The sequence below is a fragment of the Streptomyces sp. JLBG701 genome (assembly GCF_058544905.1).
In genome coordinates this window covers 9,401,286-9,420,494 of the sequence record NZ_CM178588.1, presented here as the reverse complement: position 1 = coordinate 9,420,494, position 19,209 = coordinate 9,401,286, and the positions used below count along the sequence as shown (strand labels likewise).

Sequence of the window (19,209 nt, the reverse complement as noted above, 5' to 3'; positions counted from 1 at the left end):
TGAGGTGACTCAACAGGGGATCGGCCGACGGTGCGCGTCGACCGGGCCCGGGAGCTGTGCGCGCACGAAAGGCATTGGACAGGGGGCGCTGGCCAAATCTTTCGACGCAAGGAGTGCTTGAAGAAGATGACAACTCTCGACTACTCGAAGTCCGCCACCTACAGGGAGGTGACGGACCGCAACGGCCGCATGTACCGGCTCGGTGAGACCGACCGGGACATCATGGGGCGGCCGCGCTGGACCATGGTGCTCTTCCCCTGGATGGGCATGCTGGGCATCAGCTCCTCGGAGTACGCGTTCACCTCGGCCGAGGACACACTGCACGAGGCGCATCTGTGGAGCAGTGGGCACATCTTCTGGCTGATGGGCGTCTGGGTGTTCTTCCAGGCGGCCGTGGCCTTCCCCGCCGGGCAACTGCGGGAGAGCGGAAGGCTTCCCGCGCGGTACGCGATGATGCTCGGCGCGCTGGGCACGGTCCTGGGTTATCTGTCCCTCGCGTTCGCGCCGAACGTGATGGTCGCCTACCTCGGTTTCGGCGTGTGCAGCGGCATCGGCGCCGGCCTCGTCTACGCGACCTGCGTGAACATGGTCGGCAAGTGGTATCCGGAGCGCAAGGGCGGCAAGACCGGCATGGTCAACGGCGGTTTCGCCTATGGCTCGGTGCCCTTCGTGTTCCTGTTCACCTCGTACATGGACCTGAGCAACTACAAGACCGTCCTGGTGATGGTCGGCCTCATCTGCTGCTCGGTCGTGGCGTTCGCGGGATGGTTCTTCAAGGACCCGCCGAAGAACTGGTGGCCCCCGCACGTCGACCCGCTCAAGGCGACCGACGACCCGAAGATCCGCCGCGCGCTGGAGAAGAACCCGCCGGCCGTGAAGCAGTACACGCCAAAGGAGGCCGCACGCAAACCTGTCCTGTGGATGATGTGGTTCTGCCTGCTGTGCACGGCCGGGATCAACATCTTCGGCATCGCCTTCCAGGTGCCGTTCGGCAAGGACATGGGCTTCGCGGGCGGGATCGTGGCCACGGCGATGTCCCTGAAGGCGATCGTCAACGGCACGGGACGCGGCGTGATCGGCTGGATCTCCGACAAGTTCGGCCGGCGCAACACGCTGATCATCGTGTGTCTGGTGCTGGGCACCGCCCAGTTCGGTGTGCTGATCTCCGGCCAGATGGGCAGCATGCCGTTCTTCCTCTTCTGCTCCATGGTCTCCGGCTTCGGCGGCGGGGCGATCTTCCCCCTGTTCGCCGCCATGACGGCGGACTACTTCGGCGAGAACAACAACGCCTCCAACTACGGCATGGTCTACAGCTCGAAGCTCATCTCGGGCCTCGTGGGCTCCGGAGTCGGCTCGATCGTGGTCGGCGCGTGGGACTACGAGGGCGCGTTCGTCCTGGCCGGCTCCATCGGCCTGGCCTCCGCGGTCCTGGCGCTGTTCCTGAAGGCGCCCGACAGGCCAAAGCCCAGTCGCCTAGCCGTCCCCAACCAGCACCCCCTCGGCGAGGAAATGGCCTGACATGACGGCAGATCCGTACGCAACGCAAAGCAGCACCGGCACGTCCGAACAGAGCAACGCCGCACACCGTCCCTACCGCGAAGTGACCGACGCCCACGGCCGCCTCTACCGCATCGGCGAGACCGACCGTGACATCCTCGGCCACTCACGCAAACTCATGGTGTATCTGCCGTGGATCGCCATGATGACCATCAGCGTCTTCGAGTACGCGTACGGCTCGGCGGAGGACACCCTGTCCCACGCCCACGGCTGGACGCAGAGCAACACCTTCTGGATCCTCAGCGTCTGGGTCTTCTTCCAGGCCGGCATCGCCTTCCCGGCGGGCTGGCTGCGGGAGAAGGGCGTGCTCACCGCGCGCAGTGCGATGTACATCGGCTCGGCCATGTGCCTGGTCGGGTTCCTCGCCCTGTCGCACCTGGGCAACGTCTGGCTGGCGATCCTGGGATTCGGCGTCATCGGGGGGATCGGCGCCGGCCTCGTCTACGCGACCTGTATCAACATGGTCGGCAAGTGGTTTCCCGAACGCCGGGGAGCCAAGACCGGATTCGTCAACGGCGGCTTCGCGTACGGATCACTGCCCTTCATCTTCATCTTCAACTACGGCTTCGACACCGCGAACTACCACCGCGTCCTGGACCTCATCGGCTGTTACATCGTGATCGTGGTCTTCGGGTGCGCGTTCTTCTTCAAGGATCCGCCGAAGAACTGGTGGCCCGCGGACATCGACCCGCTGACCTACGGCGGCTCCGCGAAGGGGGCTCAAAGCCTCGCCAAGAACCCTCCCGCGGTGAAGCAGTACACGCCCAAGGAGGCCATCAGGACCGGCATGCTTCCCCTGATGTGGATAGCCCTCGTCATGACGGCGGGCGTGTCCATCTTCGGGATCTCCTTCCAGGTCGACTTCGCCAAGGAGGTGGGCTTCGGCCCGCTGGTGGCGGCCTCCTCGATGGGTGTCATGGCGGTCATCAACGGCATCGGCCGCGGGGTCGTGGGCTGGCTGTCCGACAAGTGGGGCCGCAAGTCCACCCTGGTGTTCGTCATCGTCGTCCTGGGGCTCGCCCAGTTCGGCGTGATCTGGGCCGGTGACGTCAAGAGCGAATCGCTGTTCCTGTTCTTCGCCTTCCTGTCCGGCTTCGGCGGCGGCGCGTTCTATCCGCTGTTCGCGGCGCTCACCCCGGACTACTTCGGGGAGAACTACAACGCCTCCAACTACGGGCTGGTGTACAGCGGCAAGCTGATCAGCGGCCTGTTCGGCGGCGGCCTCGGCTCCATGGTGGTCGCCGCGTGGGGCTACGACGGTGCGTACGCGCTGGCCGGCGCCACCTCGATCGTCGCGGCGGCGATCACCCTGCTGCTACGGCAGCCGGGGCGGACCGGGGCCGCGAGTTCGATACCGCAGCCGCAGGCGGCAACCTGAGCAAGGAGGCTCGGACAACAGTCCGGTGGCCCTCCCCGGCGACATTCGTCGCCGGGGAGGGCCACCGGTTCCACTGACTGAGCGGGACTGATGAATTCCCCTTCGGTACAGCGCCCCGTAAGGGGCGCGGGGAACTGCGCGACCAGCCCCCACCGACCCGCAGTGAGCGACGAACCTGTGCCAACCCGCCTACCCCGCGGAGCGTTCGCGCTCGTGGTACATCTTCCGCGTGTGTTCCGTGTGGGCGCGCATGATCTCCGTGGCACGCTGCTCGTCGCGGTCCGCGATCGCCGCGATCAGCTCACGGTGCTCGGTCCAGGACTGGTGCCCACGCTGCCGGGCGACCGGGGTGTAGTACCAGCGCACCCGCCGGTCGACCTGCGCGGCCAGTTCGGCGAGGACGGTGTTGCCCGCGAGCTCCATGACCTTCGCGTGCAGCCGGGCGTTCATCGCGACCGCGCCGTCCACGTCGTCGTCGGCGACCGCGCGCTCGCCCTGTGCGCACAACTCCTCCAGCGCGGTGATGGCCTCGCTGCCCGCCTTGGCGGCGGCGAGCCGTGCCGCTTCGGCCTCCAACAGCGTACGAACGGTGAGGAGTTGATCGGCCTCGTCCTCGGTGGGCTCGTGCACGAACGCGCCCTGGGCCGGCCGCAGATCGACCCAGCCCTCGGTGCTGAGACGCTGCAACGCCTCCCGCACAGGCTGCCGGGACACGCCGAGGTGCCCGGCGAGTTCACTCTCGACCAGGTGCTGCCCGGGCTGAAGGGCGCGGGTGGTGATGAGTTCGAGCAGCGCCTCGTAGACGCGGTCACGCAAGGGGCCGGGGCGTTCGAGCTTGGGCACCGCACCCTGCGGCAGTCCTGTCGTCGACAACATCGCGGTCCCTCCTGGGCAGCGGTGATGCTGCGGCACGAAGCCAATCATCAATTGGCTTTCGCCTACAGTCTACGGCGCACAAACGCCCGTAGACACCTAGGTCGCCGCGTCTCCCGGAGCCGTACCAGCAGCTCACGGGCGGCGGAGCCAGAGGGCCGACCGCCCAAGTGGCGTCACAACCCTTGTCGCCGTCGACTCCATCCTGTAGACAATATTTCGTCGACACAGTTCGGCAGTTCCTCGGTATCCCTCGACCGAACGGAGCGCCACCCAGTGAAAGTCGCAGTCCTCGGCGCCGGAGCGATCGGCGCCTATGTCGGCGCCGCACTCCACCGCGCCGGCGCCGACGTGCACCTCGTCGCCCGTGGACCGCATCTCGCGGCCATGAGGCAGGACGGAGTACGGGTCCTCAGCCCACGCGGCAATTTCGTCGCCCGTGCCCACGCCACCGACGACCCGGCCGAGATCGGCCCGGTCGACTATGTCTTCCTCGGCCTCAAGGCAAACTCGTACGCGGCGTGCGGGCCGCTCATCGAGCCTCTGCTGCACGACACCACGGCGGTGATCGCCGCCCAGAACGGCATCCCCTGGTGGTACTTCCACCAACACGGCGGCCTCTACGACGGCCACCGCATCGAGAGTGTGGACCCGGACGGCGCGGTCAGTGCGGTGCTCGCGCCCGAACGGGCCATCGGATGCGTCGTCTACGCGGCCACCGAACTCGAAGGCCCCGGAGTCGTACGGCACTTGGAGGGCACCCGGTTCTCCATCGGTGAACCGGACCGCGGCAGCTCGGCCCGCTGTCTGGCCTTCAGCGAGGCCATGCAGGCCGGCGGGCTGAAGTGCCCGGTCGAACCCGACCTGCGCAACGACATCTGGCTCAAGCTGCTCGGCAACATCTCCTTCAACCCGATCAGCGCGCTGTCCCGCGCCACCATGCGACAGATGTGTCTGCACGGCGGCACCCGCAAGGTCATCGAAACCATGATGGCCGAGACTCTCTCCGTCGCCGAGGCGCTGGGCTGCAAGGTCGGCGTCTCCATCGAACGCCGGCTCGCGGGCGCGGAACGCGTCGGCGACCACCGCACCTCCACGCTCCAGGACCTGGAGCGCGGCAAGCCACTGGAACTCGACGTACTCCTGGCCGCCGTAGTGGAGTTGGCGGAGATCACCGGCGTGGAGGTGCCCACCCTGCGCACCGTGCACGCCATCTCGGACCTGCTCTCGCTGCGGACCGCCGCATGAGCGGACTCCTCCCGCACGCCCGCGCAAAAGGGACGGAGGGGCGGCTGCGACCCAACTCCGGTACCGACGTCCCGTTGGCCCACGCGATCGGCCGGGAGATCATCCACGCGGGGCTCACGGACCGTGCCTTCGTCGAGCGGGCGACGAGCGGATTCGAGGAGTACCGGCATCTCGTCGAACCCTGGACCTTGTCCCTCACGGAGAAGGTGGCGGGCGTACCCGCCGCCGCGATAAGGGAGTTGGCACATGGCTGGGCCCGCGACCAACGCGCAGGCCTGCTCCGGCTGCCGGACGTCACGGAGTACGACAGCGGCAGCAACACCGACCACGTCCACGCCCTGATCAACCTGTCCCTGCTGACCGGCCACGCCGGTCAGCAGGGCTCGGGGCCTCAGCGCACGCCCTTCCGACTCGTCCGGCAGGACCCGCCCGTCGACCTGACGGACGAGCGCTATCCGGTCCGGCTCACCACCGGGCGCCGCCTCGACTCGTCCAACGGCAGTGTGCGGAGGGGAGGTTCCGCGTCGCCGCTGCGGCGTGGCGAGTGCATCGAGCTGAGCCCGGAGGACGCCGAGCACTACAACGTGGTGGTCGGCGAGGAGGTACTGGTCTCCACCCGGCGCGAATCGCTGACGGCGCCGGTATGGGTGGACCCGGCACTGCGGCCGGGCCTGGCGTTCATGGCCATGCGCCTTCCGGAAGAGCCGGAAGAACCGGAAGAAGGGACCATCAACCAGGTGATGGCCAGGGCGAGTTGTCCGATCGCGGGGGCGGCGGAGTTCAAGGCGTCGGCGATCCGCATCGAGAAGCTGCCGGTCACGGCGACACGGATCTGAGGCGGCCATGGGACGAGTGACGGAACGACGCAAGGTGCTCCGCATCCGGGACGGGGCCATCTCCACCCGGCCCGACACACTCGTCGCCGAGGAACCCCTGGAAATCCGCCTCAACGGCAAACCACTCGCCATCACCATGCGCACACCCGGCGACGACTTCGCACTCGCCGCCGGGTTCCTGGTCAGCGAGGGTGTGCTCGCCCAGCAGCAGGACCTGCAGAACATCGTGTACTGCGCGGGCGCCACCGCCGACGGCTCCAACACCTACAACATCGTCGACGTGAAAACGACGCCCGGGATCGTGATCCCCGACATCACCCTCGAACGCAACGTCTACACCACCTCCTCCTGCGGCCTGTGCGGCAAAGCAAGCCTCGACGCCGTCCGCACCACCACCCACTGGCCCATCTCCGACACTCCCCCGGTCCACATCGAACCCGACCTGCTCGCCGACCTCCCCGACCGGCTACGCGCAGCACAACGGGTCTTCGACCGGACCGGAGGCCTCCACGCCGCCGCCCTCTTCACCGAACACGGGGAGGCGGTCGACCTCGCCACCGAGACCGGACTAACCCTCATCGGCTTCCTACGAGGCACCTCCATGAACGTGTACGCGGGACAAGACCGCATCGCCCTGCAGGCCACAGCCACACAGGGCTGACTCGGCCCCCCGCTACGCGGCGGCGGGGCCCCACCGGCGAGGAGCGCCCCCTGCGCCGGTGGGGCCTCGCCTCTTCTGTTTCCGTCAGCACTTCTCCCGCAGCGAGTGGAGGTACTCGCTGGAGCGGCGCGCGAAGGTGAACGACTCGGTCGGCTGGTCGTGCTCGGCCTGCCAGTGGTGGGCCAGCCGGTGGCCGCGCAGCCGGGTGACTCCGGAGATGAACCGCTGGTAGTCGATGTCTCCGTCGCCGACGTCCGTCATGCGGTAGCCGTACTGGTTGGACGGGTCGCTCACGCCGTCCTTCACGTGGAAGAGCGGGTAGCGGTCGGGCTGCTCCAGTACGTAGTCGAGGGGCTCGAAGGGTGCGGGCGTGCCGTCGGGCCGCTTGGAGAAGCGGAACTGGCCCGAGTAGGCCCAGAAGATGTCCATCTCCAGGAACACGAGGCGGGGGTCGGTCTCGGCGAGCAGCACGTCGTAGAGGCGGACCTTCGGGTTGTCGGTGGCGAAGGAGAACTCCTCGGAGTGGTTGTGCTGGTAGAACTTCATGCCGCGCGCCTTGGCCGCCGCGCCGTACGTGTTGAACTCCTCCGCCGCACGCTTCCACGCGTCGACGGTCGAGCCGTAGCGGAAGGGGCCGGAGGCGGTGCCGATGTGCTTGAGGCCGAGGGCCTGGGCGTCGTCGAGGACCTTGGTGAGGTTCTGGGCGAAGGTGTAGGCGTTCGGGTCGCTGGAGTAGTAGCCGACGTGGCTGCCGATCGGGTTCAGGCCGTGGTCGCGCGCCAGCCGCTTGAGCTGGGCGAGGGTGATGGGGCCGGCCGTGCCCTGGGTGTATCCGGCGAACTCGACCTCGTCGTAGCCGTACTTCTCCAACTCGGCGAAGACGGGGGCGAAGCCGAGCGTGGAGACCTTGTCGCGCAGGCTGTAGAGCTGGATGCCGAGCCGGCCGGGCGGCAGGACGGGGCGGCCGCGGCCGGCGGTCGCGGATTCGGTCCCGGTGGCGGCGAGCGCGGGGGCCGGGGCGGCGCCCAGCAGTGCGGCGGCGGTGGCGCCCGCGGCCACGCCGAGCATGCCTCGTCTGGTGAGGCGGTGGGTGAGTTCGGGGTCGGTCGGGTGCATGCGGCTCATGCTGGAACTCCTCGGGATCGAAGGGCGTTGTCAGTGGTGAGTGCTTCACTTGTGACCAGTCAGGAGAGACCGGCCAGTTGGAGCAGGAGTGACTTCACATCGGTGGCCGCGAGGCGGTCGCCGACAGCGCGGGGGGTGGAGCAGATGATGAGCGGACCGTCGTCGTCGCTCGCGGGAAGGCGGCCGTGGCTGCCGCGAATAGGTGACGGGTCGAGGGGCACGACCGCCATCCGGTAGCGCATGCCGAGTTTCTTGCGCGCCAGTGCCGTGGCCGCCTTGACCTTGATGTAGGGGTCGAGGGGATCCATGAAGAGTTCGACCGGGTCGTAGCCGGGTTTGCGGTGGATCTCGACGAGCTGCGCGAAGTCGGGCGCGCGGGCGTCGTCGAGCCAGTAGTAGTACGTGAACCAGGCGTCCGGTTCCGCGACGGCGACGAGCTCGCCGGAGCGCGGATGGTCGAGGTGATGGGTCTTCTTGCCCTCGTCGTCGAGGAGTTGCTCGATGCCGGGCAGTCCGTCGAGCGCGGCCCGGGTCGCGTCCAGGTCCTCGGGGCGGCGCACATAGATGTGGGCGATCTGATGGTCGGCCACGGCGAAGGCGCGAGATGCCATCGGGTCGAGGTACTCCATGCCGTCCTGCGTGTGCACCTCCAGCAGACCGGCGCCGCGCAGGGCCCGGTTGATGTCGACGGGCCGGTCCGCGCGGGTGATGCCGTATTCGGAGAGCGCGACGACGGTACGGCCCTCCGCGCGGGCGTCGGCCAGGAGCGGGGCCAGGGCCGTGTCCAGGTCGGTGGCCGCTTTCCGGGAGCGCGGGTCGTCGGGGCCGAAGCGCTGCAGGTCATAGTCGAGATGGGGGAGGTAACAGAGCGTCAGGTCGGGGTGGCGGGTGCGCAGGATGTGGCGGGTCGCGTCGATGATCCACTGGCTGGAGACGAGATCCGCGCCGGGACCCCAGAAGTGGAAGAGGGGGAACGTGCCGAGTTTCTCGGTGAGTTCGTCGTGCAGGGCGGGCGGCCGGGTGTAGCAGTCGGGTTCCTTGCGGCCGTCCGCGTAGTAGACGGGACGGGGGGTGACGGTGAAGTCGGTGTCGGCGCCCATGGCGTACCACCAGCAGATGTTGGCGACCGTATAGCCGGGGTGTGCTCGACGGGCGGCGTCCCACAGCTTGTCTCCGGCGACGAGACCGTTGTGCTGCCGCCACAGGAGTACGTCGCCGAGCTCGCGGAAGTACCAGCCGTTGCCGACGATGCCGTGCTCCGACGGGTAGGTGCCGGTGAGGAAGGTCGACTGGGCGGCGCAGGTGACGGCGGGCAGGACGGTGCCGAGTGGTGCGCGGGAGCCGGAGTGGCCGAGGGCCTTGAGGTGGGGCATGTGGTCGAGGAGACGGGGGGTGAGGCCGACGACGTCCAGGACGAGGAGTGGGGTGGGACGGTCCCGCTGGGCCTGCGGTGCCGGGTGCTGGGTCATGGCAGCTCCTTGAGGCCGAGGTCCGTCAACAGGTCGCGGGCGAGGGTGAGTTCGGCGGCGATGCCGTCGGCGAGCTGAGCGCGGGCGCGGGGTCGCAGCTCGGGTGGGAGTGCCTGCCAGGTGTAGGTCTCGACTTCGAGGTGGCGGGTGAGCGGGTGCGGGCCGCCGACCAGCCGGGTCAGCGCGGCCTTCAGTACGGGGAGCGTGGAGGTGAGGGGTGCGGTCGGGGCCGCGTGGAGCGGGACGTGGAAGTGGGCTCGCCAGGGGGCGCCGTCGGGCAGGGTGTCGCCCTTGAGCGCCTCGCCGAGATCGTCGGTGCCGCGCAGGCCGGCGGCGGTCGCCGTGCGGGTCTGGTGCAGGAAGCGGGGTTCGTCGAAGGCGGCGAGGGCCGCGCGGACTTCGGGGAGATGGGGGTGTTCGGCGTGCAGGGCGGCTGAGAGCTGCGATTTGACGATGGGGACGCCGGCTTGGGCGAGCGCGTCCAGGGCGGTGTGCGGGTCTTCGAAGGAGGTGGCGAGGTGGCAGGTGTCCACGCAGATGCCGATGCGGTCCGGGCGGGTCCGCTGCGGGTCGTGGGCGTCGACGAGGACGTGGGCGGTCGAGCGCGGGGCGTCTTCCTGTCCGGCTTCGACGCGGTGGTCGGCGAGCGCGCCGCGATGGCGGGCGGTCGTGGCGCGGCGGTGGGCGATCTCGGTCAGCGGGGCGATGGTGTCGGCGGTGGTTTCGACCGTGCAGCCGGGTTCCGGTTCCAGGCCGACGTGGATGGAGCGGCCGGTCAACTCCTCCAGTGCGTCGAGGCGTTCGGCGAGGGTGAGCAGGGCGGTGAGGGCGGCCTCCGCGCGCTCCTTGTCGTGGGCGGTGCGCCAGGCGAGCGGGAGGGTGGAGATGCTGCCCTCGGTGACGTCGTCGGGGAGGAGGCCGGCGAGGACACGGGCCAGGGCGGTGGTGTGGGCGAGGCGCTCGGGGTCGGCCCAGTCCGGCTTGTAGACACGGTGTTTGACCTGCTCGGCGCCGAAGCCCTCGTACGGGAAGCCGTTCAGGGTGACGACTTCGAGGCCGCGGCGGTCGAGTTCGGTACGCAGACCGCGCAGGGCGGACGGGTCGGTGACCAGGGCGTGGGCGGCGTCCTTCGCGAGCCACAGGCCGATGCCCAGTCGGTCCCGGCCGAGGCGCCGGCGCACCGGTTCGCAGTGGTCACGGAGTTGGGCGAGGACGCCGTCGAGGGTTTCGGCGGGGTGGACGTTGGTGCAGTAGGCGAGGTGGACGGTGGAGCCGTCGGGGTGGCGGAAGCGCATCGCTCATGCCTCCGGGACGGGGGCGCCGCGCAGGACGGAGTTGCCCTCGTGGGTGGCGTCGGTTGCCGCGATGTCAAGGTTCAGGCGGCCGCTGAGCCCGTAGAAGGCGACGGGGTTGCGCCACAGCACCCGGTCGACCTCGTCCTCGGTGAAGCCCTCCGTCAGCATCAGGTCGCCGACCTTGCGGGTCTTGAGGGGGTCGCTGCGGCCCCAGTCGGCGGCCGAGTTCACCAGGACCTGCTCGGGGCCGTACTCGCGCAGGATCGCGACCATCCGCTCCTCGTCCATCTTGGTGTCCGGATAGACGGAGAAGCCCAGCCAGCAACCGCTGTCCCTGGCCTCCTTGACGGTGATCTCGTTGAGATGGTCGACCAGGACGTGTTCCGGGGGCAGTGCGGACTCCCGGACGACGTCGAGAGTGCGGCGCAGGCCGGCGAGCTTGTCGCGGTGGGGGGTGTGGACGAGTGCGGGCAGTGCGTGGTCGGCGGCCAGTTGGAGCTGGGTGGCGAGGGCGGTGTCCTCGGCGGGGGTCATCGAGTCGTAGCCGATCTCGCCGACGGCCACGACCTGGTCCTTGACGAGATAGCGGGGCAGTTCGTCGAGGACGGGGGCACAGCGCGGGTCGCCCGCCTCCTTGGGGTTGAGGGCGAGCGTGCAGTGGTGGGCGATGCCGTACTGGGCGGCGCGGAAGGGCTCCCAGCCCAGGAGGGAGTCGAAGTAGTCGAGGAAGGAGGCAGGAGAGGTGCGGGGCTGGCCGAGCCAGAAGGAGGGCTCGACGACGGCGCGGACGCCGGCGGCGTGCATGGCCTCGTAGTCGTCGGTGGTCCGTGACGTCATGTGGATGTGGGGGTCGAAGATGCGCATCAGGACTCCTTGCCGTGGGGGTCGACCGTTCCGTTCGGCGGGGGTGCGGACTCGGTCAGGGCCAGGACGCGGTGCAGGTCCTCCGGTACGGGACGGCCCGCTGCGGTGCGTTCGGCGGCGTAGTCGCCGAGCATGCGGGCGAGTTCCGCATCGGCGCGGGCACGCTCGGGCAGGCCGGCCACGTTGTCGACCGGGACGCCCGTGAACAGGCACTTCAGGACGGCGTGCCGCCAGTGGTGGGCGGCGAGGTGGTCGGCGGCGTAGGGGCCGACGGCAGCTGCGAGGAGCCGGGTGTCGTTGGTGCGCAGGGCGTCCTCGACGAGCGGGAGGGCTTCGGGGCCCGGTACGAGGTGCGGCAGGGCGTGCAGGACGGCGCGGCGTTCGGCGGCGGTGCCCTGACAGTAGACGCGGGTGAGGGCGTCCGTGTCGGCGTGGGCCGCGTGGAGGATGAGGACGCGGGCGGCGTCGGCGTGTTCGGGGCCGCAGCGGCGGCCGGCCTCGGCGAGGCGCAACTCCCAGACGGAGATGGGGCCGTGGAGTCCGGGCTGGGCGGCGGCATCGGAGAGGGCGTGGCCGAGCCAGGCACGGGCGGCCGGTCCGAGCCGGGAGTTGAGACGGGCGCGCAGGTCGTCCGGCGGGGTGCGGGCGAGGGTGGTGCCCACCGCCGGAGTGCCCGGGTCGGCCTGGAGGTGGGTCATGGGGTGCTGCTCCCTTCCGGGGTGGCGGAGGGATCGCCGTGGGGTGGGACCGGAGCGGACGGTGTCGTGGTCGTCGCCGCGGCCTCGCGGAGGAACGGGAGGGAGGTTTCGGCGTAGTGGGGTCCCGCGTGGGAGTGGCGGGGCAGCTCGACGACGGTCAGTCCGCGGTAGCCCGTGGCCGACAGGGCCGCGAGTACTGGAGGGAAGTCGATGTCGCCGTCTCCGAAAGGGAGGTGTTCGTGGATGCCGCGGCGCATGTCCTCGATCTGGACGTGGCGCAGCCAGGGGGCGGCGGCGCGGACACAGTCGGCGGGAGGAAGGGGTTCGAGGCACTGGCAGTGGCCGATGTCGAGGGTGAGGCCGAGTGGCTCCGGGTCGCCGAGGGTGCGGCGGAGCCGGCGGAAGTCGGCGAGGGTGGCGAGGAGGTGGCCGGGTTCGGGTTCGACGGCGAGCGGGATGCCGGCCGTGGTCGCGGCGTCCAGGACCGGGGTGAGTGTCTCGGCCAGGCGCTTCCACGCCGTGTCCTCGTCCGTGCCCGCCGGGGTGATCCCGCTGAAGCAGTGCACTGCGTGGGCGCCGAGGTCGGCGGCGACCTGGACGGCGCGGGTGAGCAGGCGGACGCGGAGGGCGCGGCCGTCCGGGTCCGGGTCGAGAAGAGAGGGGCCGTGTTTGCGGCGGGCGTCGAGTACATAGCGGGCGCCCGTCTCCACGGTGACGCCGAGACCGAGGGCGTCCAGCCGGTCGGCGACCCTGCGGGTGCGGGTGGCGAGGTCCGGGGCGAGCGGGTCGAGGTGCATGTGGTCGAGGGTCAGCCCGACACCGTCGTAGCCGAGGTCGGCGAGCAGGGCGAGGGCGTCGTCGAGGCGGAGGTCGGTGAGGCCGTTGGTGCCGTAGCCGAAGCGGAGGGGGCTGTCGCCGCCGGCCGGGTCGGGGGCGGGAGTGGCCTTCAGGAGAAGGGCCTCGGGGCTCATGTGACGCTCACCTTCCTCGCGAGGGTCCGCGCGATCGGGGCCAGGGCCGCGGTCAGCAGTGCGGTGACTCCGGCGCCGGATCGGGCTGCGAGCGCGGCCTGGAGCGGGATGGTGGCCCGGATGCCACCTCCGACGGCTCGTTGGGTGAGAGGGGGTGACGGGTTGAGCGCGGCATGGAAGTAGGGGCGGGCCGCGGTTGCGGAGTAGGCGGCGGCGAGGGCCGTGCGGAGGGCGTCCGTCGCGGTGAGGCGCGCGGGGGCGACGTGGGCTGGAGGGGCGACCAGCGGGCCCGGCCACCGCGGGGTTCCGAGCACCGTGGCTGTCTCTGCTCCGCCCGCCGGAACCTGGGAGGCAGCGTGGCTCGCCCCGGCAGCCGATTCGGCCGGGGTGTGCGCCGACACCCCCATGGAGGTGCGCGCAGTGCGCTCGACCGTCAGTAGTCGCGTCAGCGCGGCAGTCGTGGCCAGGGCTGCCAAGGGGCCCAGGGGTGAGCCGCCGCTCGTTTCGTGGCGGGAGACGGTGGTGACGGCCAGCGTGTGGGTGCTGAGGAGGGCTGCGGACGGGAGGGCTTCGCGGGTGTGGCCGGCGGTGGCCGCGGCACCCAGGAGCAGGTCGAGGCCGCGAGCCGCTGCCATGGCGGCGGGGCCTGCCGGGGTGTGCTTGAGGGTGAGGTCGTAGGCCCAGATCGTGGCGGCGAGGGGGGCCGCGACGGTGAGGGCGGGGCGGCCTGCGCGGGCGGCCAGGGCCAGGCCGCCGGCCGTGAACACGCAGGCAGCTGTGAGGGCGGTCGCCGGGTGGATGCGGCCGGAGGGGAGGGGGCGGTGGGGGCGTTCCAGGGCGTCCTCGTCGCGGTCCGCCCAGTCGTTGAGGGCCATGCCGGCCTCGTAGAGACAGAGGGAGGAGCCGATGGCGAGCAAGGTGCGGGCGTTGGGGCGTACGGCGGTGGCTGCCGCGCCCGCCAGGGCGTCGCCGGGGACTGTGAACAGGGCCGGGAGGCGGAGCAGTTCGGCCCAGGCACGTGCACGGGCAGAGGTGCGGTGCGAGATCGCCGGGCGGCCGGTTCCACCCGCGCTCATCGCCCCTCCCCCGGACACCCCGCCACCTCCCTCAACCGCTCCCCGAAGCCCACCAGTGCCGCGTACTGCTCGCCCAGAGCCGACGGGCCCTCCCCCACCGGGTCCTTGAAGTAGAAGGCGAGTTCAGTGAGTGGGCCGGAGAGGCCGGTTTCGTGGGCGCGGAGGAGGAGGCGGGCCAGGTCGAGGACGAGGGGGGCGGCCAGAGCGGAGTCACAGCCCTGCCAGATGGTCTGGAGGATCATGCGGGTGCCGAGGAAGCCGTCGAAGGCGATGTGGTCCCAGGCGGTCTTCCAGTCGCCGAGGGCGGGGACGTCGTCGATGTGGGTCTCGCCCTCGGGGGTGGTGCCGAGGGTGTCGGTGAGGACCCGCTCCTTGCCGGCGTTCTTCGCGGCTGCGGCGGCCGGGTCGGAGAGGGCGGCTCCGTCGCCGCCGCCGAGCAGGTTGGTGCCGGACCAGGCCCGGACCGCGAGGGCACGTTGGGTGAACATCGGGCCCAGGACGGAGCGGAGCAGGGTCTGGCCGGTCTTGCCGTCGCGGCCCGCGTAGGGCAGGCCGGACGCCGACGCCCGGGCGGCCAGCGCCGGGTGGTGCAGGCCCGCGGAGGGGGTGAAGTTGACGTAGGGGCAGCCGGCGCGCAGGGCCGCCGCCGCGTAGAGGGAGCTGGCGGGGAGGGCCTTGCCGGTGGGGGTGGGTTCGGTGGAGGCGACGTTCACCACGACCGCCCGCGCCAGCTCTCGGCGTCGTACGAAGTCCTGTATGTCCGCGGTGAAGGCGGCGATCAGCTGCTCCTCGTCGCGGGTGTCGCCGGGGGCGGGGCGGCCGGGCCTGATCTCCCTGTCCGCGGCGACGAGTTCGGCGGCGATCGCCGTGGGGAGGTCGGGTGGGAGCACGCCTCCTGCCGCAAGTGCCTCGGCCCGTTTGGGCAGGGGGCAGTCCACCGTGTCGTGACCGCCGAAGACGAGGGAGGAGAGGGGTGGCAGGCCGCTGTCCGTGAAGTCGGGGGTTTCGGTGACCATGCCCATGGGTGGGTGCAGTCCCGCGGTCACGGCTGCGCAGCCCGCGACGGTGGTCGTGGCGACGGAGCCGCGTGCTCCGATCAGCCACACCCCTGCGCGGGAAGGTCGGGAAGAGGACGCGGGCATGGACAGCCTCCTTGCTGTACGTGGGCCCCGGCCCAGGTCCTGTCGTGACGACAGGGCCTGGGCGGGAGACGGCGGGCGGGAGTCCGGCGTCCCCCGCCCGCCGCCGCTCAGTCGCCCTTGACGGGCAGTTCCTTGAGCCGGATGTCGCGGAAGGACACCTGGTCGTCGGCTCCGTGGTTCTGGATGCCGACATGTCCGTCGCTCAGGCTCCGGGCCGGATCGGTGTTGGTGAAATCGTTGATCTTCACGCCGTTGAGCCAGACGCGGAGGCGTTCGCCCTCCACGCGGATCTCGTACGTGTTCCACTCCCCCGGCGGGTTCAGCGCACGGTCGCGCCGGTCGAGGTCGGCGGACTGGAAGCCGTAGACCGAACCCGTGGTCTTCTCGGGTACGTCCGTGGCGTCGATCTGGATCTCATAGCCGTTGTTGACAGCCGACCACGGATCGCCCGAGGGCGGAAATCCCACGAATACACCGGAATTGTCGTCTCCGTCCACCCTCCAGTCGAGCTTCAGCGAGTACGCGCCGAAGCCCTGGTCGGCGTACCAGAGCAGACCCAGGCCGCCCGACGACGTCAGCGTGCCGTCGTCGCTCAGTGCGAACGAGCCGGGGCCCGCTTGCCGCCAGCCGTCGAGGGAGGCGGGGGTGCCGTCGAAGAGCGGGCGGTAGCCGTTCTCCGGGCGGCAGTCCGCCTGTGCTTCGCCCGTCGCCCAGCGGATTCCGCCCAACAGGTGCTGCCGGAAGGCGGGTTCGGCGTAGGACTCCTTGGTGTGGCCTGCGCCGGTGTAGAAGGCGCGTCCGCCCTGGTAGGTCTGGCACCAGGCGATCGGATGGTCGCCCGCCATGGTGCCGCCGGTGTACGACGACTCGTCGAGGGCGGCGAGGACGTGCACCCTCTCCCGGGGGTTGGAGCGGTAGTTGTACCACTCGTCCGTGCGGTCCCAGGTGGCGTTCAGACCCGAGGTCGCCGGGTGGGCACGGTCCTCGGCGTGCACCGTCGCGCGCTGGATCGCCGGGTGCGACTCGAAATACGCGCCGACGAGCCCGCCGTAGAACGCCCAGTCGTACTCGGTGTCGGCCGCGGCGTGGACGCCGATATAGCCGCCACCGTGCCGGATGTAGCCCTCGAAGGCGCGCTGTTGGGCGTCGTCGAGCACATCACCCGTCGTCGACAGGAAGACAACCGCGTCGTAGCGACGCAGGTTGCGGGCGGTGAACGCGCCCGCGTCCTCGGTGGCGTCGACCGTGAAGCCGCCCGTCTCGCCGAGTTGCTTCACCGCCGCGACGCCGTCGGGGATGGAGTCGTGCCGAAAGCCGGCCGTCTTGGAGAAGACCAGCACTCGGCCGGCGTCCGCCGGGTGCGAGGCGGCCGGCTCGGAAACGCAGCCGATGAGCAGAGCAGCACCCGCAACGACCGTACTGAGTCGCCCTGTTGAGCGCATCGTGACCACCGCCTCTCAGCCGGTCGTGAAGGTGAAGTCGTCCACGTCGTACAGGGCTCCGGAGCCGCTCCCCTTGAAGACGAGGTAGAGCGTGGTCGTGCCCCTCGGTGCGCGGGACAGGTCGGCGCTGACGTCCTGGAAGGTTTCCCAGCCGCCGGTCACCGGCACGGTCGCCTTGCCGAGCAGGGTGCCGGTCGAGGACCCCGCACGGACCTCGAGCGTGCCGCCCGCGCCGCCGGAGGAGATGCGCGCGGTGATCGACTTGGCATTGCTCAGGACGTACGGCGTGAACGAGATCCAGTCGCCGTTGTCGATGTCGCCGACCGTGTTGCCGCCGTGCGCGGTGTCCTTGGCGATGACCGAGACGCCGGAACTGTTGCCGAAGTGCTCGGCCTGGCGGTGCCGGGGCTGGAGGACGCTCTGGTCGTGGGTGGTCAGTGCGGCCTGGCCGCCGCCTCCGTTGTCGGTGTACTCGGCGTCCATGACGCCGAAGATGTTGGCGTCCTCGTCGTGGCCGCCGTCGGCGCTGGTCTGGATGGTGCCGGTGCAGCCGTTCGCGGAGGTCACGGGGTGGCCGTGGCTGTCGTGGCCGAGGACGAAGGTGACCGTGACCTTCGAGCAGTCGATGGTCCCGTCCTCGGGGTCGGTGACCTTGACCTTGAAGGGGATCGCGTCGCCGAAGCTGAACAGCTGGCCGTCGCGCGGGAGTTCAAGGGTCACCTTGGGCGCGGTGTTGCCGACCACGATCTGCACGCTCGCACTGCCCGTGCGGCCCGAGGCGTCCTTCGCGGTCAGGGTGGCGGTGTACGTGCCGTTCTTCTTGTACTTGTGCGTCGGGTTCGCCGCGGTGGACGTGCCGCCGTCGCCGAAGTCCCAGCTGTAGGTGAGGGCGTCGCCGTCCTGGTCACTGGTGCCCTCGGAGGAGAACTGCACCTTCAGCGGTGCCTGTCCGGACGTACGACTGGCCGCTGCCTGCGCGACGGGTGAGTGGCCGTCGGTGGCGTTCTCGATGCGGTACAGGGCCGAGTTCTCGTCGCCGCCGAACCAGGAGACGCCGTAGTCGAGGACGTACAGCGCGCCGTCCGGGCCGAAGGCCATGTCCATCACCTGGGTGCCGGTCCACGGAATGTCGTTGATCGACTGGACGGTGCCGTTGTCGTCGCTGGTGATGCGCTTGATCCAGCGGCGGCCGAACTCCCCGGCGAAGAAGTCGCCGTCGTAGGCCTCGGGGAACTTCACCGGCGAGTCGAGCGAGGCGTCGTAGTGGTAGACCGGGCCGCCCATCGGGGACTCGGAGCCGGTGCCGAACTCCGGGACGGACGGGCCGTCGTACGGAATCCAGGCGGCCTGCGCCGGGGGCAGGTCGGTGAGGCCGGTGTTGTGCGGCGAGGTGTTCTTCGGCGCGTCGCAGTCGAAGGACGCGCCCGAGGTGCCGGTGGCGAAGTCGTAGTCCACGTAGGCGTCGTTGGCGCCCGTGCAGTACGGCCATCCGAAGTTGCCGGGGGCGGTCAATCGCGCGAACTCGACCTGGCCGGCCGGTCCGCGCGCCGGGTCGGCGGCGCCCGCGTCGGGGCCGTAGTCGCCGACGTAGAGGATGCCGGTGGCCTTGTCGACGCTGAAGCGGAAGGGGTTGCGGAAGCCCATGGCGTAGATCTCGGGCCGCGTCTTGTCGGTGCCGGGGGCGAAGAGGTTGCCGTCGGGGATCGCGTACGAGCCGTCGGCGTTCACCTTGATGCGCAGGATCTTGCCGCGCAGGTCGTTGGTGTTGGCGGACGAACGCTGGGCGTCGAAGGCCGGGTTGCGGTCGGACCGTTCGTCGATGGGAGTGAAGCCGTCCGACTGGAACGGGTTGGAGTCGTCGCCCGTCGACAGGTACAGGTTGCCCGCCACGTCGAAGTCGATGTCGCCGCCGACGTGGCAGCAGATGCCGCGGGAGGCCGGGATGTCGAGGATCTTCGTCTCGCTGGCGTTGTCGAGGGTGCCGTCCGTGTTGAGCACGAACCTCGACAGCCGGTTGACGCCGTCGAAGGGTGCGAAGTCGGCCGCCGTACCGGTCTCCGGGGCATCGCCGGCCGGGGTGTTCAACGGGGGTGCGTAGTAGAGGTAGATGAAGCGGTTGGCGGCGAAGTCCGGGTCCACGCCGATGCCTTGGAGGCCTTCTTCGTCGTGGGAGTAGACGTCGAGCTTGCCGGAGAGCCGGGTGTTGCCCGCCGCGTCGGTGATGCGGAGTTCGCCGTCGCGCGAGGTGTGCAGGACCGAGCGGTCCGGGAGGACGGCGAGCGACATGGGTTCGCCGACCTCCGGCTCGCCCTTGGCCAGGGTGACCTGCTGGAAGTCCTCGGCCGCGGTCACCTGGACCGGGTCGGCGACGGCTGCGCCGGCCTGGGGAGCGGCGAGGGTGAGCGATGCGCCTGCCAGGAGTGCCCCGCTGAGCAGGGCGACTGCCTTACGGAAGGACGGGCGTCGTCTGTGGGTCTCGTTTCTGTCGGTGCTGGTGGTGCGGTCGTTCGCGTGCACGGATGCCTCCAGAATGGGGCTGGTTGTACATGCGGGTGCGTTGCGCCGGGGTGCGCC

The 19,209-nt window shown here is 70.3% G+C and carries 15 protein-coding genes and 1 pseudogene; 5 read left to right on the top strand and 11 right to left on the bottom strand.

Annotated elements, in window-relative coordinates; genetic code table 11:
• Window positions 1–126: 126 nt before the first annotated feature.
• Window positions 127–1,518: an OFA family MFS transporter gene (locus tag AC5DRG_RS43120; RefSeq protein ID WP_491805309.1), complete on the top strand. Its 1,392-nt coding sequence runs from the start codon at window positions 127–129 to the stop codon at window positions 1,516–1,518.
• 1 nt (window position 1,519) lies between these two features.
• Window positions 1,520–2,935, top strand: a complete 1,416-nt coding sequence (locus AC5DRG_RS43115) for an OFA family MFS transporter (RefSeq protein ID WP_491805308.1) — start codon at window positions 1,520–1,522, stop codon at window positions 2,933–2,935.
• Between the two features lie 189 nt (window positions 2,936–3,124).
• On the opposite strand, the gene AC5DRG_RS43110 is transcribed toward AC5DRG_RS43115, so the two are convergent.
• Window positions 3,125–3,811 carry a GntR family transcriptional regulator gene (locus tag AC5DRG_RS43110; protein ID WP_491805307.1) on the bottom strand — a complete coding sequence of 229 codons (687 nt, stop codon included), beginning with the start codon at window positions 3,809–3,811 and terminating at the stop codon, window positions 3,125–3,127.
• A gap of 273 nt (window positions 3,812–4,084) precedes the next feature.
• Here AC5DRG_RS43110 and AC5DRG_RS43105 point away from each other — a divergent pair, with 273 nt between their 5' ends.
• From AC5DRG_RS43105 to AC5DRG_RS43095, 3 genes and pseudogenes are all read left to right on the top strand, one after another.
• On the top strand, window positions 4,085–5,056 hold the full coding sequence (locus AC5DRG_RS43105) for a 2-dehydropantoate 2-reductase (protein WP_491805306.1): 972 nt from the start codon (window positions 4,085–4,087) through the stop codon (window positions 5,054–5,056).
• Between the two features lie 392 nt (window positions 5,057–5,448).
• Window positions 5,449–5,892: pseudogene (locus tag AC5DRG_RS43100) on the top strand (molybdopterin dinucleotide binding domain-containing protein); the annotation flags it as partial.
• Between the two features lie 7 nt (window positions 5,893–5,899).
• Window positions 5,900–6,553, top strand: a complete 654-nt coding sequence (locus AC5DRG_RS43095) for a formate dehydrogenase accessory sulfurtransferase FdhD (protein ID WP_491805305.1) — start codon at window positions 5,900–5,902, stop codon at window positions 6,551–6,553.
• Window positions 6,554–6,637: 84 nt separating this feature from the next.
• Here AC5DRG_RS43095 and AC5DRG_RS43090 read toward each other — a convergent pair whose 3' ends face one another.
• From AC5DRG_RS43090 to AC5DRG_RS43045, 10 genes are all read right to left on the bottom strand, one after another.
• A complete protein-coding gene (locus tag AC5DRG_RS43090; RefSeq protein ID WP_491805304.1) occupies window positions 6,638–7,678 on the bottom strand; it encodes a sugar phosphate isomerase/epimerase family protein in 1,041 nt (346 codons plus the stop codon).
• 59 nt (window positions 7,679–7,737) lie between these two features.
• A complete protein-coding gene (locus tag AC5DRG_RS43085; RefSeq protein WP_491805303.1) occupies window positions 7,738–9,147 on the bottom strand; it encodes an alkaline phosphatase family protein in 1,410 nt (469 codons plus the stop codon).
• A complete protein-coding gene (gene eboE / locus AC5DRG_RS43080) occupies window positions 9,144–10,442 on the bottom strand; it encodes a metabolite traffic protein EboE (RefSeq protein ID WP_491805302.1) in 1,299 nt (432 codons plus the stop codon). Before eboE ends, AC5DRG_RS43085 begins: the two co-directional genes overlap by 4 nt.
• Before the next feature lie 3 nt (window positions 10,443–10,445).
• Entirely contained in the window at window positions 10,446–11,306 is an 861-nt protein-coding gene (locus AC5DRG_RS43075; protein ID WP_491805301.1) for a TatD family hydrolase, read from the bottom strand.
• On the bottom strand, window positions 11,306–12,004 hold the full coding sequence (locus AC5DRG_RS43070; RefSeq protein ID WP_491805300.1) for an EboA domain-containing protein: 699 nt from the start codon (window positions 12,002–12,004) through the stop codon (window positions 11,306–11,308). Before AC5DRG_RS43070 ends, AC5DRG_RS43075 begins: the two co-directional genes overlap by 1 nt.
• A complete protein-coding gene (locus tag AC5DRG_RS43065) occupies window positions 12,001–12,975 on the bottom strand; it encodes a sugar phosphate isomerase/epimerase family protein (RefSeq protein WP_491805299.1) in 975 nt (324 codons plus the stop codon). The genes AC5DRG_RS43070 and AC5DRG_RS43065 overlap by 4 nt, the downstream gene beginning before the upstream one ends.
• The gene (locus AC5DRG_RS43060) at window positions 12,972–14,051 is read right to left on the bottom strand and encodes an SCO3242 family prenyltransferase (protein WP_491805298.1); all 1,080 of its coding nucleotides are present in this window, start codon (window positions 14,049–14,051) and stop codon (window positions 12,972–12,974) included. Before AC5DRG_RS43060 ends, AC5DRG_RS43065 begins: the two co-directional genes overlap by 4 nt.
• Window positions 14,048–15,193: an inositol-3-phosphate synthase gene (locus tag AC5DRG_RS43055; RefSeq protein WP_491805297.1), complete on the bottom strand. Its 1,146-nt coding sequence runs from the start codon at window positions 15,191–15,193 to the stop codon at window positions 14,048–14,050. Before AC5DRG_RS43055 ends, AC5DRG_RS43060 begins: the two co-directional genes overlap by 4 nt.
• 107 nt (window positions 15,194–15,300) lie before the next feature.
• Window positions 15,301–16,635, bottom strand: coding sequence for a ThuA domain-containing protein (locus AC5DRG_RS43050; RefSeq protein ID WP_491805296.1), 1,335 nt, complete (start codon window positions 16,633–16,635; stop codon window positions 15,301–15,303).
• Between the two features lie 15 nt (window positions 16,636–16,650).
• Window positions 16,651–19,152: a PQQ-dependent sugar dehydrogenase gene (locus AC5DRG_RS43045; protein WP_491805295.1), complete on the bottom strand. Its 2,502-nt coding sequence runs from the start codon at window positions 19,150–19,152 to the stop codon at window positions 16,651–16,653.
• Window positions 19,153–19,209 lie beyond the last annotated feature (57 nt).

Coding starts and splice junctions, on each gene's coding strand:
- eboE (WP_491805302.1), bottom strand. CDS start 10,442: ATGCGCTTCCGCCACCCCGACGGCTCCACCGTCCACCTCGCCTACTGC.
- AC5DRG_RS43095 (WP_491805305.1), top strand. CDS start 5,900: ATGGGACGAGTGACGGAACGACGCAAGGTGCTCCGCATCCGGGACGGG.
- AC5DRG_RS43115 (WP_491805308.1), top strand. CDS start 1,520: ATGACGGCAGATCCGTACGCAACGCAAAGCAGCACCGGCACGTCCGAA.
- AC5DRG_RS43050 (WP_491805296.1), bottom strand. CDS start 16,635: ATGCGCTCAACAGGGCGACTCAGTACGGTCGTTGCGGGTGCTGCTCTG.
- AC5DRG_RS43065 (WP_491805299.1), bottom strand. CDS start 12,975: ATGAGCCCCGAGGCCCTTCTCCTGAAGGCCACTCCCGCCCCCGACCCG.
- AC5DRG_RS43120 (WP_491805309.1), top strand. CDS start 127: ATGACAACTCTCGACTACTCGAAGTCCGCCACCTACAGGGAGGTGACG.
- AC5DRG_RS43060 (WP_491805298.1), bottom strand. CDS start 14,051: ATGAGCGCGGGTGGAACCGGCCGCCCGGCGATCTCGCACCGCACCTCT.
- AC5DRG_RS43075 (WP_491805301.1), bottom strand. CDS start 11,306: ATGCGCATCTTCGACCCCCACATCCACATGACGTCACGGACCACCGAC.
- AC5DRG_RS43085 (WP_491805303.1), bottom strand. CDS start 9,147: ATGACCCAGCACCCGGCACCGCAGGCCCAGCGGGACCGTCCCACCCCA.
- AC5DRG_RS43090 (WP_491805304.1), bottom strand. CDS start 7,678: ATGAGCCGCATGCACCCGACCGACCCCGAACTCACCCACCGCCTCACC.
- AC5DRG_RS43070 (WP_491805300.1), bottom strand. CDS start 12,004: ATGACCCACCTCCAGGCCGACCCGGGCACTCCGGCGGTGGGCACCACC.
- AC5DRG_RS43055 (WP_491805297.1), bottom strand. CDS start 15,193: ATGCCCGCGTCCTCTTCCCGACCTTCCCGCGCAGGGGTGTGGCTGATC.
- AC5DRG_RS43110 (WP_491805307.1), bottom strand. CDS start 3,811: ATGTTGTCGACGACAGGACTGCCGCAGGGTGCGGTGCCCAAGCTCGAA.